At 70.0% G+C, this 16,520-nt stretch carries 13 protein-coding genes; 5 read left to right on the top strand and 8 right to left on the bottom strand.

Features of this window, described 5'->3' with window-relative positions:
• The first annotated feature begins 55 nt into the window (after window positions 1-55).
• Window positions 56-1,465 carry an NAD(P)/FAD-dependent oxidoreductase gene (locus D7Y04_RS08620; RefSeq protein ID WP_120598532.1) on the top strand — a complete coding sequence of 470 codons (1,410 nt, stop codon included), beginning with the start codon at window positions 56-58 and terminating at the stop codon, window positions 1,463-1,465.
• Here the strand turns inward: D7Y04_RS08620 and D7Y04_RS08615 are convergent.
• The 6 genes from D7Y04_RS08615 to D7Y04_RS08590 form a co-directional block, all read right to left on the bottom strand.
• On the bottom strand, window positions 1,405-2,595 hold the full coding sequence (locus tag D7Y04_RS08615; protein WP_120598531.1) for a glycosyltransferase family 2 protein: 1,191 nt from the start codon (window positions 2,593-2,595) through the stop codon (window positions 1,405-1,407). The two genes, D7Y04_RS08620 and D7Y04_RS08615, sit on opposite strands and share 61 nt — an antisense overlap.
• Window positions 2,592-4,865, bottom strand: a complete 2,274-nt coding sequence (locus D7Y04_RS08610) for an MMPL family transporter (RefSeq protein WP_121758897.1) — start codon at window positions 4,863-4,865, stop codon at window positions 2,592-2,594. Before D7Y04_RS08610 ends, D7Y04_RS08615 begins: the two co-directional genes overlap by 4 nt.
• A gap of 105 nt (window positions 4,866-4,970) precedes the next feature.
• Window positions 4,971-6,329 carry a hypothetical protein gene (locus D7Y04_RS08605; protein WP_147477062.1) on the bottom strand — a complete coding sequence of 453 codons (1,359 nt, stop codon included), beginning with the start codon at window positions 6,327-6,329 and terminating at the stop codon, window positions 4,971-4,973.
• A gap of 150 nt (window positions 6,330-6,479) precedes the next feature.
• Window positions 6,480-7,439, bottom strand: coding sequence for a sigma-70 family RNA polymerase sigma factor (locus D7Y04_RS08600; protein WP_121758895.1), 960 nt, complete (start codon window positions 7,437-7,439; stop codon window positions 6,480-6,482).
• A 467-nt stretch (window positions 7,440-7,906) separates the two neighbouring features.
• Complete coding sequence (locus D7Y04_RS08595; protein WP_121758894.1) at window positions 7,907-9,211, bottom strand: NAD(P)/FAD-dependent oxidoreductase; 1,305 nt, start codon at window positions 9,209-9,211, stop codon at window positions 7,907-7,909.
• A gap of 89 nt (window positions 9,212-9,300) precedes the next feature.
• Window positions 9,301-9,768 carry an Lrp/AsnC family transcriptional regulator gene (locus D7Y04_RS08590; protein ID WP_120578838.1) on the bottom strand — a complete coding sequence of 156 codons (468 nt, stop codon included), beginning with the start codon at window positions 9,766-9,768 and terminating at the stop codon, window positions 9,301-9,303.
• A 64-nt stretch (window positions 9,769-9,832) separates the two neighbouring features.
• Here D7Y04_RS08590 and D7Y04_RS08585 point away from each other — a divergent pair, with 64 nt between their 5' ends.
• Together D7Y04_RS08585 and D7Y04_RS08580 are read left to right on the top strand one after the other, a co-directional pair.
• Entirely contained in the window at window positions 9,833-11,947 is a 2,115-nt protein-coding gene (locus D7Y04_RS08585) for a M3 family metallopeptidase (RefSeq protein ID WP_233601311.1), read from the top strand.
• A 5-nt stretch (window positions 11,948-11,952) separates the two neighbouring features.
• Window positions 11,953-12,342, top strand: coding sequence for a VOC family protein (locus D7Y04_RS08580; RefSeq protein WP_120593835.1), 390 nt, complete (start codon window positions 11,953-11,955; stop codon window positions 12,340-12,342).
• A 29-nt stretch (window positions 12,343-12,371) separates the two neighbouring features.
• Here the strand turns inward: D7Y04_RS08580 and D7Y04_RS08575 are convergent, their stop codons facing one another.
• Complete coding sequence (locus D7Y04_RS08575) at window positions 12,372-13,214, bottom strand: AraC family transcriptional regulator (protein ID WP_121758893.1); 843 nt, start codon at window positions 13,212-13,214, stop codon at window positions 12,372-12,374.
• Window positions 13,215-13,366: 152 nt separating this feature from the next.
• On the opposite strand from D7Y04_RS08575, the gene D7Y04_RS08570 reads away from it, so the two are divergent.
• Window positions 13,367-14,104 (top strand): SDR family oxidoreductase, encoded by a 738-nt coding sequence (locus D7Y04_RS08570; RefSeq protein ID WP_121758892.1) that lies wholly within the window; start codon window positions 13,367-13,369, stop codon window positions 14,102-14,104.
• Window positions 14,105-14,363: 259 nt separating this feature from the next.
• Window positions 14,364-15,692, top strand: a complete 1,329-nt coding sequence (locus tag D7Y04_RS08565) for a reverse transcriptase family protein (RefSeq protein ID WP_120593832.1) — start codon at window positions 14,364-14,366, stop codon at window positions 15,690-15,692.
• Window positions 15,693-15,702: 10 nt separating this feature from the next.
• Here the strand turns inward: D7Y04_RS08565 and D7Y04_RS08560 are convergent, their stop codons facing one another.
• Entirely contained in the window at window positions 15,703-16,500 is a 798-nt protein-coding gene (locus tag D7Y04_RS08560; protein WP_121758891.1) for a DUF5995 family protein, read from the bottom strand.
• Window positions 16,501-16,520: the final 20 nt, after the last annotated feature.

Here is a 16,520-nt window from a genome sequence, read left to right as displayed (position 1 = left end):
CAATGGATAAGTCGTCAATGCCAGACATGGTGTCTGCGAACCGAGCGGGGGCGACGTGGGGGACACCGAGGTGGTGATAGCCGGGGGCGGGCCCGCGGGCTGCGCGGTGGCGGCGGCGCTTTCCGACCTGGGGTGGTCCGTCCTGCTGCTGGACGCGGGCGTGGACCGGCACAAGCAGCTCGCGGGCGAATTGCTCCACCCGCCCGGGGTGAGAGACTTGCGCGCGCTGGGCTTCGGGGACGTCGTGGATGGCTGGAAGGCCCAGCCCGTGCAGGGCTTCGCGGTGCGCTTCCATGCCCCCGCCCGCACGCTCGTCCTGCCCTACGGTCGCGGTGTGACGGGACTGTCGCTCGAACACGCCGCCCTCACCCTGCCCTTGCTGGAGTCCGTGTCGCGGCGGCGCGGCGTCACCGTGCGCATCCGGGCCCGCGTGACGGCCGTGGAGCACAACTGCGAGCGCGGCGTACGCCTGCGCTATTCGCACGCGGGCGCCGAGCACACCGTGCACGCCCGGCTGCTCGTGGCCGCGGACGGACGCGCGTCGCCCGTGCGGCGGATGCTGGGCATCGCCGAGCACCACCAGCGCCTGTCCACCATGCTGGGCGTGACCGTGGACAGCGACTGCCTCACCCACCCTGAATACGGGCACCAGTTCGTGGGCGGCGCCGTGCACGCGCTGGCCTACACCATCCAGCCCGGCGTGGCGCGCGTGATGGTGGACCTGCCCCTGGGCAGCACGGCCCAGACGCTGAAGGAACACCCGGAGTTGCTGCTCGCCCTGCCCTCGCGACTGAGGGAGGCCGTCTTGCAGGCGCTGGAGCAGCGGCCCACGGTGCGCATGGCCTCCAACGACGACTGGTTGGCGGAGACCGTCTGGATGGGGAGCGCCGTGCTCGTGGGCGACGCCGCCGCGTGCTGCCACCCGCTCACGGCCAGCGGCATGGCTTCGTGCTTCCACGATGCCCGCGCCCTCCAGGAGTCTCTGGACCGCTACCCGGACCACGTCGCCCGCGCGCTGGAGCACTACGCGCACGCGCGGCGGCCCGCGCAGCGCACCCGCGTCGCGCTCGCCTCCGCGCTCTACAGCGCCTTCGCCAGGCAGGACGAGGGCATGCACGCGCTGCGCATGGGCCTGTTGCACTACTGGGAGCACAGCCCTGGCGGCGCGCGCGCCTCCATGGCCCTGCTGTCTTCCGAGGAGCCCCGCATGCGGGTGATGGTCCGCGAGTACCTGCGCGTCGTCGCCCATGCCTTCGCCGCGATGCTCTCGCCGAACGGAGAGGGAGGCAGCCTGCGGTCCGCCGCGCCGCTGTTGCGCTCGGCCGGGCCGCCCTTGCGTGGCACCATGGCGAGCGCGGTGGAACAGGTGGAGAGCTGGCTGCATCGTCGCGTCCGCCGTCCCGTCTACACGCTGGCCCGGGCGGGCTGGGCTTCACCCAGGCGCGCCTTCGCATCCAACCGGTAGCCCCGGCCGCGCCAGTCCACGTCGCGAGACAGCCGCGCGGACAGCGCCACGCCGGCCCCCAGGAGCGGGAGGAGCGCCGGCACCCAGTAGTGCCGGGGGGCGACCTCCGGTCCGTGACAGGCCCGCTGGAGCCGCAGCTGGCTCCACACGGAGAAGCCGATGGGCACCGCCGACAGGAGCGCCGGGCTCCAGGCCCTTCGCGCCACCGCCGTCGCCAGCGCGCCCCACGACAGCCAGCTCACCGCGCCGCGCACCCAGAGGGGCCTCGCGAAGGTCCCGGGGATGCCCGACTCCGAAAAGAGGAGCCACCGCCGGAAGATGCGCAGGAAGGCGCCCAGCCCCAGGTGTCCCGTGACGACGCGCAGGGGGGCGTGGACGACGCGGTTCTTCCACCCGGCCTCGTGCAGCCGGCGCCCCAGGTACATGTCATCCACGAACTGCCCGGCGGCGCAGCCCACGCCCCCGATGGACTCCAGCGCCTGGCGCCGGAACACCATCAGCTGCCCCATGAGGAAGGGCAGCGCGCCATCCGGCGCCGCGGTGCACGCGACCGACGCGCCGTACCACGCGTTCACCAGCAGCCCGTAGCCCACGTCGCCCGCCAGGGGCGCGTCCGCCGCCGCGTAGATGGGCGCGAACGTGGCGCCCGTTCCGCCATCCTCCAGCAGCGCGCCCACCAGCGCCGTGAGCACCCCGGGCGAGGGCCGCGTGTCCGAATCGCTGAAGGCCAGCAGCTCGCACCGGGAGCGGGCCACGCCCACCTGCATCGCGTTGAGCTTGCCCGTCATCCCCGCCGGTGGCTCGCCCGCGACAATCAGCTCCACCCGCTTCGCGCGCGTCGGGCGGGCGGCCACCTCCTCACGGGTGGGGAGGAACGCCGGGTCGTCCTCGCTGTCGAAGACGAAGAGCACCTCCCACTCGCCGGGATAGTCCAGGCCCAGCAGCGCGCGCACGTTCTCGCGCGCGTCCACGTCCAGGCCCCGGATGGGCCGGATGACCGTCACCGCGGGCGGTTCGAAGCGCTTCACGGGCGGAGCCGCGCGCCGCCGCAGACCGGCCATCAACTCCCGGTGTCCGTGCACGAGCACGCCCAGCGCCGCCGCCGTCCATGCGAGGTTCCGCGCGTTCATGGCCGCACCTCCGTCCCTTGCGCCCGAGTGTGCGAGCGTCTCCAGTGGCCGGGCCCCCACCAGTTGAAGTCCCCCATCAGGCGCATCATCGCGGGGACGATGAGCACCCGGACCAGCGTCGCATCCAGCGCGACCGCGATGGCCATGCCCAACCCCATGGCCTTCACCACCACCACCGACGCCAGCGTGAAGGCCGCGAACACGGCCACCATGATGGCCGCCGCGCTGGTGATGAGGCCGCCGGTCCGCTCCAGGCCTTCGGCCACCGCGTGGGTGTTGTCGCCCGTGCGCAGATACTCCTCGCGGATGCGGCTGAGCAGCAGCACCTCGTAGTCCATGGACAGGCCGAACAGCGCGCAGAACAAGAGAATGGGCAGCGACGGTTCGATGGGCCCGGGTTCGAAGCGCAGCAGCCGGTGCAGGTGTCCTTCCTGGAAGATCCACACCAGGGCGCCGAACGAACCGGCCAGTGACAAGAGGTTCATCAGGAGCGCCTTCAAGGGCAGCACCACGGAGCGCAGCAGCACGAAGAGGACGATGCACGTCATCCCCATCACGAACCCCACCGCCGCGGGCGTGTGGTGCTTCACGAAGGCCGCCGCGTCCACGTCCGTCGCGGTCTGTCCTCCCACCAGCCACTGGCCGTCGCCCACCGTGCGGTCCTCGCGCAGCGCACGCACCAGGTTGCGCGCCTCCAGGCTGCTGGGCGCCGAGGACGTCAGCACCTGCATCACCGCCACGTTGCCGGTGGCGTACGCGGCCCGCGCGGCCTGGAGCTCCGGTGGGAGCATTTGGGGTGGCGCGGCGGCCATGCGCAGGACGGTTGCCCGGTCCATGCCGGGGCCCAGGTCCACCGCGCTCTCCACGCCGACCACGCCGGGCATGGAAGCCACCCGGCGGCTGGCGTCATAGAGAGCGCCCGCGCGCTCCGGTGTGAGGGGATTGCCACCTGGGAACTCCACCGCCACCAGGACGCGGGTGGCGGCCTCGCGGGGGAACAGGCGGGCCAGGGTCTCCGCGCCCTGGCGTGCTTCCGTGTCCTCGGGCAGCGCGGTGATGTCCGTGGCCGCCAGTTGCAGCCGCCGGAACGGCAGCCCCATGGCCAGCAGCAGCGTCAGCGTGGGCAACAGCACCCACCAGGGATGCCGCATCACCCAGGTGGCCAGCGCGTGCCAGGCGCCGCCGCGGCCCTCCTTCCGCGCGAAGGGCAACCGCCCCCGGTCCACCCGGGGCCCCAGCCAGGCGAGGAGCGCGGGCAGCACGGTGAGCGCGAAGAGGACCGCGAAGGCCACCACCAGGGCACCGCCCAGTCCCATGGCGCTCAGGTACGAGCCTCGGAAGAAGAGCAGGCCTCCCAACCCCACCGTGACGGCCAACCCCGAGAACGCCACGGCCCGCCCGGCGGTGTCCAGCGTGCGCGTCAGTGCCTGCTCCGTGCTGAGTCCCAGCGCGAGCTCGGAGCGGAAGCGGCTCACGATGAAGAGCGAGTAGTCGATGGCCACGCCCAGCCCGATGAGCGACACCACGTTGAGCGTGTACTGGGCCATGTTCGTGGCGTGCGACAGCAGCATCACGCCCGCCACGCCGCAGAGCACCGCCAGGCCGCCCACCACCAACGGCAGCATCGCCGCCACCACCGTCCGGAACACCCACAGCAGGACCACCAGCGCCAGCGGGAATGACAGCAACTCCGCGCGCAGCAGGTCGTGTTCCAGCAATTCATTGAGCGCGGCCAGGAAGGCCACCTTGCCGGTGAGCGTCGTCCGGAGGTTCGGGTCCTCCAATGCCGCGCGCACGGAGGGGAACGCGGCGGTGGCCTCGCGCTCTCCGCCCTTGAGTCGCACCAGCGCCAGCAGGTCGTGGCCCGTCCTCGCCACGAAGCGGGCGCGGAAGGCCTCGGGGGCACCAATGGGCGACACCACCGACGCGACCTCGGGCAGCCGCTCCACGCGCGACAGTACGGACGTCACCGCCTGGGCGAAGCGCGGCTCGTCCGTGGTCCATTCATCATGGTGGAAGATGACCGCCAGGGTCTGATCATTCGACCCTGCGGCGGCACCGCGCGCGAGTGCTTCGGCCTTCGCGGATTCAATGCCCTCGATGGTGCCGGTGGTGAGGTGCCCACCCCGGAGCAGCGCCCACACCGCCGCGGCGAGGAGCACCAGCGTGCCCACCAGCACCCGGCCCCGGTGCCGGAACACGCCCACCGCCAGCCGGGCGAACAGGGATGGCTCTCCTCCCGCTGGTGAGTCGTCCCCGCGTCCCGCCATACCTGCCCCCCGTTCGCTCGCCCCGCTCGTCACCAGGGAACTGGTGACGGAGGGAGCGCTTGGACAGGGGCTTCACCCTTTGGGGCAATCCAGACGTGGACCGGCCTACTGGAAGGTCACCTTGCCGTCCCGCTGGTAGCAGACATGCGGCACACCATCCGTGGGACGGATCGCCACGCTCGGACGGGAGCCGTCCTGCACCGTCCCCAGCTGTGTGTACGTCCAGAAGCCCTGCGCGTCCGTCGTTCCGAGCGCCAGCGACGTCCCATTGCGCAGGGCGATGACCGGCTTGCCTCCGCCGTAGGTCAGGTCCGCCGAGGAGTATTTGTAATCCACCGTCGAGACCCTCCGGGTGCTGGCCGAGGCAGGCGTCCCGACCGTGATGTCCTCGATGGCGTTCCATTCGCCTTCGGCGATGCTGTTGGAGAGCGCCAGGAGGTGCGAGTCCGGTCCCCAGGCCGTCGCGAGCCAGGGCCCCAAGGAGCTGGTCTTCAACGGGAAGGACTCCACGGCCGAGCCCCGCAGGACCTGCAGCGACTGACTGACGTAGCCACTCAAGGGCTGGTGCGTGATGAAGTGCAGCGCTCCGGTCGCGTCGAAGAGGGCGTCACTCGTGAGCGCATGGGCGCCGACGGAGAGCGGCACGCTGGACCACGTGTTCGCCGCGGTCCGGGTTGCGAGCTTGACGCTCCCCCCGTTGCCGCTGCTGAAGACGATGACCGGCCGCTGCGCCTGCGCCGGGTTGAGCGCGATGCTGATGCGGGTCACGACCGAGGCGTCGACATCCTCGCGAACCCAGACGCCATTGACGCGCGTGGCATAGCCCACCCGCATCGGCGAGGTATTGATGTTGCCGCTTCCCTTGGAATAGGCGACGTGCGGCGTGCCAGTGACCGGGTCGACGGCCAGCTGGCTCTTCACGACGAAGACGCCCCCGTTGTTGAAGCCGGGACCGTCAATCAGCTCCGTCGCCCAGGACGTGCCGTCCCAGCTCGCGTACCACAGGCTGTTGTGGGTGTCGTTCGTGTAGATGACGTGGCCCTTGCCCGTGCTGTCGAACACGATGTCGCAGCTGCTGCCCGTGACATCCGGCCCCGTGTCGATGGCAGAGCTGGAGGCGAGCGGCGCGGCCACCACGTTGAACTGGAACGCGCCCTCGGCGGTCTTGCCGGACTCCGTCTCGACGGTGACGGACAGGGACGCGGTCCCCGGCGTGGGCAGCGTCCAGGTGACCCGCTCATCGGAGGACTCGACGACCCCCGCGTTGGCGCTCCAGCGCACGGACTTGATGGCTTCGCCCGAGGCGACGACCCGGAAGCGCTCCGCCGTGCTTTCGACGTAGGGCCCTGCTCCGTCCTCGCGCTCGATCAACAGCGCCACGTCTCCAGCGCCTCGGGATTGGATGACCTCCACGGGGCGAGGTTCACGGCCGCAACCGGCGAGCAACGTCAGACCACCCAACATCAAGATCCTGGGGACCCACATCTTCCGCATCGACATTCGAGTTCCTCTCAGATGAACGTGGCAAGCCCTGCTCGCCACTCCCGGGGAGTCCGCTCAAACGGATGCGATTTTCCAAAGTTCTATCAGGACCATTTTTCCATGAAGTCCGTGTCATTCCGGCACGGGCTTGCGCACCCCCATGAGCTTCCGGTCCACCAACACGGAATGCAGCGCATGGATGCGTCCGCTGGAGTCCAGGTCCACGCGAAGCACCATGTGCAGGGCCAACAGTGGATCCGCCCCCGGGCGGAACACGGCCACCACGGCGGGCAGGCCGTTGAGCATCCGCGCCTCCCACGCCACGGGCGGACCCCGCATCTCCATCAGCCGGCGCAGGAAGAGGATGACCCGCTGGGGACCCACGATGGGCACCAGGGCCGCGCGCACCTTTCCGCCACCATCCGACAGTGCCCGCACATCCGAGGCCAGCAGCGCCTCCGCGGCGGCCACGTCTCCCGTGACCAAGGCGCCCAGGAAGGCCTCCAGCGAGGCCCGCGTGCGAGCCTGCACGTCGCGCGTGGGCACACAACGTGACTGGTCATACTCGGCCATGGCCGCCCGCGCGCGGTGGTGCACCACCTTCACGTTCGCTTCGCTCATGCGCAGCGACTCGGCCACTTCCAGCACCGAGTAATCAAAGACGTCGCGCAACAGCAGCACCGCCCGCTGCTTGGGCGACAGGACTTCCAACGCCAGGAGGAAGGCGAAGGAGACGCTCTCCAGCAACTCATAGCGTCCCTCCGTCGAGCCGCCGCCCGGGAGCCTCGCCTCCACCGAGGGAGGGACCTCCTCATCGCCTGTCTCCAAAGGCGAAGGCAGCCAGGGACCGACGTAGCCCTCGCGACGGCGGCGGCGCAGGTGGTCTCGCGCCAGGTTCACCGCCACGCGGGTCAACCAGGGACGCAGGGTGTCCAGGCGCTCCGGAGGCGTCGCGAGCGCGCGCGCATAGACGTCCTGCACCAGGTCGTCCGCGTCCGCCGCCACGCCGGTCATCCGGTAGCAGAGCCCCCAGAGGAAGCGCTCGTGCTCGCGTGCGGCCTGTCCCAGTGCTCCTCGCGCCTGTGAATCCATCCCGTTCAAGCCCTCACGTTCCAACAATCCAAGAGCATCACCGGAACGCCGCGATGCCTGGTACCCCAAGCTCCCGAATCTCCACGCCGAGCCCCTCCGGGCCCGGACCGGGCCAAACCTGTCCGACTGTCGGACAAGTTTCCGCCGTCCGGAGCCAGCGCCCGAGCGCCCCGCCAAGGTCCCTCAACCTGTCCGACTGTCGGACAAGTTTCCGCGTCCATGAGCCAGCGCCGAGGGTCCGGTCACGGTTCCCCCAACCTGTCCGACTGTCCGACAGGCTCCTGCCGTCGGGATGGAACTGGATCTTCCGGCTGAGGTCCGCCCAACCTGTCCGACTGTCCGACACGTTTTCCAGCTGCCCGGGGCAGCGCGGGAGCCCCGCCAAGGTCCCCAACCTGTCCGACTGTCGGACACGTTTTTGCGCGGCGCCGCCGGGGAGGGGCTCCTGGCCTGTGCGCCCATCCGCCTCAAGTTCCCGCCGCGCTGCGCTGGGACGTCGCGGTGCGTCGCACCAGGGCATGCTCCACGGCCTCGGCGCTCGCCAGGGATGCATCCGCGAGCATTCCCTCCGCGCCCACCCAGTCGCCCACTCGGAACAGGCCGCCCACGTGCGGCACCTCCACGGAGGGACGCCCGGTCAGCCCGCCGCTCACGGCCCGGGGCAGCCCGGCGCTGACGGTGAGCGAGGGCCGGTAGCGCCGCGCCACCACCTTCGCGCGCCATCCCGGCTGGAGCGCGTCCATCACGGCTTCCAGCGCCGCCTCGCTCGCCTCCGTGTCCGAGCCGCCCAGGTACTTCGCCACGTGCACCATCGCGCCCCCTTCCGGGGCCAGCTTCGCGGAGGCCGAATGCACCGACGCGTACCAGGGCCCATCCAGTCCCAGCGCGAACAACGCGTCCGGCCTCGGCAGGGCGGACAGTCCCAGTTCCAGCGTTGCCGCCTGGATGGGCACCGCTTCCCGCGCCTCCCGCGCGAGCACCTCGTCTCCCGGTACGAGCGCCGCCACGTCCGCGGGGCTCCCCGCCATCACCACCGCGTCCGCGCGGTGCACCGTGCCGTCCGCGAGCCGCACACCTTCGACCCGCTTGCCGCCTTCTTGAAGGACGACGGCTTCCACTCGCGCGGACAGCTCCAGCCGGGCCCCCGCCTCGCGCCCCAACCGCTCCACCGCGTCCACCAGGGTGCTCCAGCCTCCGTCCACGTACAGCACGTTGGCGGCGGTCGCGCACTGGAGCTGCTTCAGCCCCGCCTCCGCGCTGAGCGCTTCGAAGTCCGCGCAGTACGAGGACACGCGGATCAGCGCCCCGACGAGCGCCCGGCTGTCCTTTCGCGTCAGGCGCGTCTCCAACCACTCGCGCATCGACATGGACCCCAACGGCTGCGTGTCAATGCGGGCCAGCCCCGCCAGCAGCTTCGCCACCTCCAGCTTCGAGGCGAGCGACAGCACGTCCGTCGTCATCAGCGTCACGGCGCCCCGAGGCAGCGTGTGCAGCCGGCCGCCGACCAGCGCATGGGAGCCCGTCTGATTCGGAATGCCTCCCGTGGGCTTCACACCCAGGCGCTCCAGCACCCGAAACGCCGCGCCCGCCCGGTACAGAGCATGCGGCCCCAGGTTGAAGCGGAAGCCCTCCACCTCCGTCGTCCTCGCCCGCCCTCCCAGGTGCTTGGAGCGCTCGTACACCGTCACCTCACAGCCGCCTCGCGCGAGCATCGCCGCCGCCGTGAGCCCGCCCAGTCCCCCGCCCACCACGGCCACCTTCGTCGCCTGCATGTCCGTCCTCCGTCCCGGCGCCCGGCGCATTCCGGGCATCCCACGGCCACCACGAACGAGGACGAAAAAAGGTTACAGCGCCGGCCTCATCAGGCGCCGCGGTCGACCGGCAGCCCCGAGCGCGCGAAGGAGAACACCAGTGACGTCTCGATGCGGCTCACCTCCGGACGGCTGGTGAAGGACTGGATGGTGAGCACGCGCAGGTGTTCGGTGTCCCGACACACGACATGCACCAGGAAGTCCGTCGTGCCGCCCAGGCAATAGACGGCCACCGTCTCCGGCAGCGAGCGCAGGTGGTCGCCGATGCTGCCGAAGGCTTCTCCCACGTGGAGCCGGAGCTGCACGGCGATGAGCGCCTGGAGCCCCAGCCCCAGCGAGCGTGGATCCAGGTCCGCGCGATAGGAGCGGATGACCCCGTCCGTCTCCAGCCGCTTCACCCGCGCGAGGCACGACGACGGGGCCAGCCCCACCTTCGCGGCCAATTCCTTGTTGGACAGCCGTGCATTGTTCTGGAGGGCCTCCAGAATCTCGCGATCAATTCGGTCGAGTGCGGCCATCCGAGGCTCCTGGGCGAATTCCATTCGATGGATGCCGCTCAATCCTGGCTCGTATTCTGTCCACATGCCACGACACAGAATCGCAGCATGCCTCGTCCTCCTGGCGGGCACGGCCTTCGCGGCCCCCGCTTCGTCGCCGGATGTTCTGCTCGCGCCCTGGTCCGGACCCCATGGAGGCGTCCCGCCGTTCGACCGCGCGCGGGTGGAGGACTTCGCTCCAGCGCTCGAAGCCGCCATGGCGCAGGCGCGGAGCGAGGTCGCCGCCATCGCGGACTCGAAGGAGCCCCCCACCTTCGAGAACACCGTCGCCGCGTTCCAGGACTCGGGCCGGACATTCAATCGCGTCTACGAGGTCTACAACGCGTGGTCCTCGTTCGTGAGCTCACCGGAGTACCAGGCCGTGGAGCGCGAGATGGCACCCCGGCTGTCGGCGTTCTGGGATGAGGATCCCCAGAACCGGAAACTCTTCCGCCGCATCAAGGCGGTCCGGGACTCGGCCGCGAAGGCGAAGCTGACGCCGGAGCAGCAGCGACTGGTGGCGTACTACTACGACGACTTCGTGCGCTCGGGCGCCCTCCTGGACGCGGCGGGGGCGAAGCGGCTGGCCGTGCTCAATCAAAGGCTCGCCACGCTCTACACGACGTTCAACCAGAACGTGCTCGCCGACGAGAAGCGCTACACCCTCCTGGAGAACGAGGCGGACCTGGCGGGCCTGCCGGAGCCACTGCGAAAGGCCACGGCGGCCGAGGCCGTGGCACGCGGACAGCCGGGCAAGTGGGCTGTGTCCAATACCCGCTCGGTGGTGGCGGACTTCCTCACGTATTCGGAGCGACGGGAGCTGCGCGAGAAGGTCTGGCGCAACTACGACAGCCGCGGCGACCACGGCGACGCGCATGACAACAACGCGGTCATCACGCAAATCCTCGCGGTGCGCGCGGAGCAGGCGAAGCTCATGGGCTTCCCCACCCACGCGCACCGGCAGCTCCAGCGCGCGATGGTGAAGACGCCCGAGCGCGCGATGAAGCTGCTGGAGACGATGTGGACGCCCGCGGTCGCGCGCGTGCGGGAAGAGGTCACCGCGATGACTGCCATTGCTCGGGGCCAGGGCCAGCAGGAGCCCATCGCGCCGTGGGATTACCGTTACTACGCGGAGAAGGTGCGCAAGCAGGCCTATGACTTCGACGACAGCGAGGTAAAGCCATACCTCCAGCTGGAGACCCTGCGCGAGGGCATGTTCTGGGTGGCGGGCCAGCTCTTCGGCTACACCTTCACGCCCGCGCCGGACGTGCCCGTCTTCCACCCGGACGTGCGCGTCTTCGCAGTGAAGGACCGCGAGAGCGGCCGTGAGCGGGGGCTCCTCTACTTCGACCCCTACGCGCGGGAGGGCAAATACAACGGAGGGCAGACGGAGACGTACCGCGTCCAGGAGCGCTTCCGTGGCGAGGTGCCGGCCCTGGTGGCCATCAGCATGCCCTTCGTGAAGCCGGGGGCGGGAAGCCCCGCGCTGCTCGGCTGGCGTGACGCCCAGACGCTGTTCCACGAGTTCGGCCACGCGCTGCACACGCTGAGCGGGGACGTGACGTACCCGTCGCTCGGGGGTGGCCGCGTGGTGAGCGACTACGCGGAGTTCCCCTCCAAGCTGTTCGAGCACTGGCTCGCCACGCCGGAGGTGCTGAGCCGCTTCGCGGTGCATCACACGACGGGACAGCCCATGCCCCAGGCGCTCGTGGCCCGCATCCAGACGGCGGCGACGTTCAACCAGGGCTTCTACACCGTGGACTTCCTCACCTCCGCGCTGGTGGAGATGAAGATGCACCTGGCGGGCTCGAAGCGAATCGACCCCGACACCTTCGAGCGCGACGTGCTCCGCCAGATGGGTGCGCCCATGGAGGTCGGCATGCGCTTCCGCATGCCCCATTTCGGACACGTCTTCGCCAGCAACACCTACGCGGCGGGCTACTACCGCTACCTCTGGGCGGACATGCTGGCTTCGGACGCCTTCGAGGCCTTCCAGGAAGCCGGAGGTGCCTATGACGCGAAGGTGGCCGCGCGGCTGCGCGAGCACGTGCTTTCAGTGGGCAACACCCTCGACCCCTTCGAGGGCTACCGGAAGTTTCGTGGGAAGGACGCGAGCCTCGACGCCCTGATGCGCGAGCGAGGCTTCGCGCCCATACACTGAGGACCATGATCGATCACACAGGCATTGGCGTCGCGGACGTCGCCCGCTCGGCGGCCTTCTACGACGCGGCGTTGGGAGCGCTCGGCCTTCGCCGGGCCATCCAGCTTCCCGAGGACACCGGGGCGGATGGCATTGGCTATGGCCGGGACTACCCCATCTTCTGGATCGACCGCTTCCATCCCCACGGCGTGAAGCAACACACAGCCTTCGCCGCCACGAGCCGCGCCCAGGTCGACGCCTTCCACGCGGCCGCGGTGGCGGCGGGAGGAACCGACAACGGGCCACCCGGACTGCGCGGCGTCGAAACGGGCTATCCCGCCGGCTATTACGCCGCCTTCGTGCTGGACCCGGACGGCAACAACATCGAAGCCGTCTTCCGGGAGCTCTCCCGATAGAGACGTAACCAGAGCCTGTGACGGCGGCCTCACTGCACGGCGCGCGCGAACTGCCCCGGGGTGAGGCCGACGATGCGCTTGAAGTGCCGGTTGAGCAGACTCTGGTCATAGAGCCCGACCTGGAGCGCGACCTCCGCGGGTGCCAGTCCCTGTGACAGCAGCCGCTGAGCTCGCGAGACGCGCAGGTGGGTGAGGTATGCGTGCGGAGGCATGCCCAGTTCCTCGCGGAAGGCGCGGCACAGGTGGAACCGGTTCCAGCCCACCTGATGGGCCAGTGACTCCAGGGTGATGCCCTCCGGAATGGCTTCGTGCAGGGCCTCCACCACGCGCTGGATGGGCCAGCGGTAGCGCCGCGCCCATGCGCCTGAATGCTCCAGACACCCGACCAGCGAGGAGAGGGCTTCAGTCAGGGCCGTCTGGAGCGCGAGAGTGCTGGAGCGTCCCTCCAGGCTCGCATCCAGCACGGTGTGAAGGCGCACGAAGTCGGCCGCCACGGGCTGCGACGTTTCGAGTTGGAGCTGGCGAAGCCGGGCGGAGGCCGGCGCGCCCAGCGCCTCGCGGGCCTCGGCGACGAGGGACTCGTCGAAGGCGATGACCTGGAACCAGGCAGGTCCGTCGCGGCGCAGGTCCCGGTGCACTTCGCCCATCTGCTTGAGGTCGACCGTCCGGGGCGACGAGGAATGGACCTTGCCCCGCCCCCACCACTCCGAGTGCCCCCGCTGCGTCACCATCACGGAGAAACGTTCCTTCACGGAGCGCAGCAGCCGCCCGTCGGTCCGGTAGCGCACCAGTCGCAAGCCCGGCAGCTCCGGGAACAGGAAGGTCTGGATGGACAGGGGGCCATCCACGACGGCGTGATGGAGCGCGGGCACGGGTGGATCCTAATGGTGAGCCTCCCTCGTGGCTTGGACGTTGTTGACCTGCACGCCATGTCAACAACGTCCAATCCCGGCGTCCCCCGGCATGGCTACGTCTTGCATCGCAGGCCCGGCCCTCCCCTCATCTGGCCGGGCAGGGAGGCGTCATGTCAGGCATCCAGGACAAGGTCATTGCCATCACCGGAGCCAGCAGCGGCATTGGCGAAGCAGCGGCGGTGCTGCTCGCTGGACGCGGGGCGAAGGTCGTCCTCGGCGCACGCCGGCTGGAGCGGCTGGAACCCGTGGTGGAGCGCATCACGAATGCGGGAGGAGAAGCCCTCTCCGCACGCACCGACGTGAGACGGCGCGAGGACGTCGCCGGGCTCGTCCGCATGGCCTGTGAACGGTTTGGCAGGCTGGACGTGCTCATCAACAACGCGGGCAGCCTGGCGACCTCTCCGCTGGACGACCTGCGCGTCGACGACTGGGAGGAGCTGATCGACACCAACATCAAGGGCGTGCTGTACGGCATCGCAGCGGCGCTGCCGGTCTTCCGCGAGCAGGGCTTCGGACACTTCATCAACACGGCGTCGACGTCCGCGCACCGGATCGTGCCCGGCCAGGCGGTCTACGCCGGGACGAAGTTCGCCGTGCGAGCCATCTCCGAAGGCCTGCGCCAGGAGGCAGGCTCGAAGCTGAGGGTGACGGTCATCTCACCAGGGATGACCCGGACGAACTTCCTCGAGCACGTGAAGAATCCGGAGCTCCGGGCCCGGTTCGAGGAGGTCCGGGACAGGCTCGCGATTTCGCCGGATGCGATTGCCCGGGCCATGGCCTTCGCCATCGAGCAGCCCGCCGACGTGGACGTGGGCGAGGTGATTGTCCGTCCCACGGCACAGGACTGAGCGGACGAGGAGCCATGAAGTCCTCCCGGCTCGACCCGGGCGCCGGTGCCATGTACGGTCCTCGCGTCATGCGGCGGTCTGGAAACCCAGCGGGTAGACGGTCCGTGGAGACACGGTCCCCTGCCTCTCCGGGGTACCCCCGGGGATTCTTCATGCGGAGCACTTCCCCACGCGAGGCCGGCATCGCGGCAAGCCGCGACACTGGCCACGCCAGACGGGACAGGTGGGACCGGGCCGCCGCATGGCGGATGCGTGGCGGATGAGCGAACGGAACGTGGTGGCGAAGGCGCTCGCGTCCGCCTTCCTCGCGGCACCCTGGACGCGCGCCGGCCTGGTCGCGAACGGAGCCGAGGCCGTGGGCGGCCGGTTCCCGTGGCTCGTGCCGCTCGCGAGGAGCACGCTGCGGTTCTTTCCCCGGCCACCACACGACAGGCTGGAGTTGCTCGCGGAGATACTCGCGACACGGCCCGCGTTGAAGCAGGCCTGCGCGAACCCCGCGGCGCCGGTGCGGGTCGTGCGCTGGCTCACCGCCGAACCCCAGATGGGACGCCAACCGTGGCCCGTTCCGGCCCTGCCCACTGAAGCGGAGCTCGCGGCGTGGCTGGGGGTGACGGATGCGCAGCTGGGTTGGCTCGCGGATGGGCCGGGGCTGGAGCACACGACCCCGCCCGGGCGCTGGCGGCGCTATCGCTACCATTGGATTCCCAAACGCAGCGGGGGTGAGCGGCTCCTGGAGCAGCCCGGCGATGAGCTCGCGAGGCTTCAGCGCAAGGTGCTCCACGGCATCCTGGACAGGATTCCGCCGCACGAAGCGGCGCATGGCTTCGTGAAGGGCCGGGGGATCCGAGGCTTCGTCGAACCGCATACAGGCCAGGCGGTCGTCGTGCGGCTGGACCTGGAGGACTTCTTCCTCTCCGTGCGGCCACCGAGGCTCTGGGGCGTGTTCCGCGCCGCCGGGTATCCGGATGGGGTGGCGGGGGCACTGGTGGGGCTCTGCACGAACCGGACGCCGGGCGCGGTGGTCGCGAAGGCCCGAAAGCCAACCCACGCACAGGAGGTGCAATCCCGTTGGCTCCTGGCGCGGAGGCTGGGGGCAAGACACCTGCCGCAGGGGGCGCCGACCTCGCCCGCGCTCGCCAACCTCGCCGCGTACGGGCTCGACGTCCGGCTGTCGGCGCTCGCCGCGGTGCTGGGCCTGCGTTACACGCGCTACGCGGACGACCTGGCGTTTTCAGGAGACGCCGCGAGTCCCGGGAGCATCCGCCGCCTGCTGCGGAGCGTGCGCCGCATCGCGCGCGGAGAGGGCTTCACCGTTCGTGAGGACAAGACGCGGGTGATGTCGCAGGGCCACCAGCAGTGGCTCGCGGGCGTGGTGGTGAACGAGCACCCCTCCATCCGCCGCGAGGACTACGACCGGCTGAAGGCCGTCCTGCACCTGTGCCGGACACGGGGGCCGGCCAGTCAGAACACCGCTGGCCATCCCGACTTCCGCGCGCACCTGCTCGGAAGGATTGCCTGGGTGACGCACCTCCACCCCGCCCGTGGAGCCAGGCTGCGCGCGCTCTTCGACCCGATTGCGTGGGACTGAAGGCCCCCGGCTACCCGCCAATCACCTGGATGTTGTAGGCGATGTCCTTCGACTCGGCTTCGCGGATCCACGTGAGCAGGCCATCCACCAGGAGCCCGGGATGGAGGATGAGCTTGCCCAGGCCCGCCACGATCTGATCGTACGCCGCGATGTGAGGCGCCCACTGCTCCTGGGGCAGCGGCGCGAGCTGCTCCGCCAACAGCCAGGCCGCCTCACGCGCGGCGTCCATCGCGAAGTTGAAGATCTTGTCCTCCCCTTCCGGACTGATGGCCTCCAGCCGCTTCAAGCGCGGCGACGCCTCTCCGAGCTCCACTTCAACCACCGCCACCAGCCGCGACAGCAGCGCGTTGATGCGGTTGAAGTCCTCCCTCAATGACGCGAGTTCGTGTCCCGGCGCCACGGTGGCCGCGGCGATGCCCAGGTCCAGGTTGATGTGCGCGTTCATTCCCAACAGCAGGTGCTGGAGGATCAACGGCGAGTCGTCCTTCAGCGCATCGAAGGCCAGCTGCCAGGACTGCGTCGGCGTCCCGCCGGACGTATAGGCATTCCACGCCGCGAGGAAGCGGCTGGCGAAGACGACGTCCAGCTTCTCCATCCGCGCGTTGTCCTGGAAGACATTGCCCGCGATGATCGCCCGGCGCACGTCGACCGTCACCCGCTCGTAAAGCGCCGTGAAGTAGCCAATGCGGCCGGTCGTCCGCAATGACTGGTCGATGATGTCATTCTCCTGCGCGATGACCTCTTCGATGGTCGTGGGAGGAGCCGGAGGCGCGGACGGGACAAGGGGTACCGCGAGGTTCAGGGGCATGGTGCGGAAAGCAGAGAGGA

Source organism: Corallococcus sp. AB038B, from assembly GCF_003668955.1.
GTDB classification, from domain to species: Bacteria; Myxococcota; Myxococcia; order Myxococcales; family Myxococcaceae; genus Corallococcus; species Corallococcus exiguus.
Note: the sequence above shows the minus strand (reverse complement) of the source record. Positions and strands in the feature narration are given on the sequence as shown.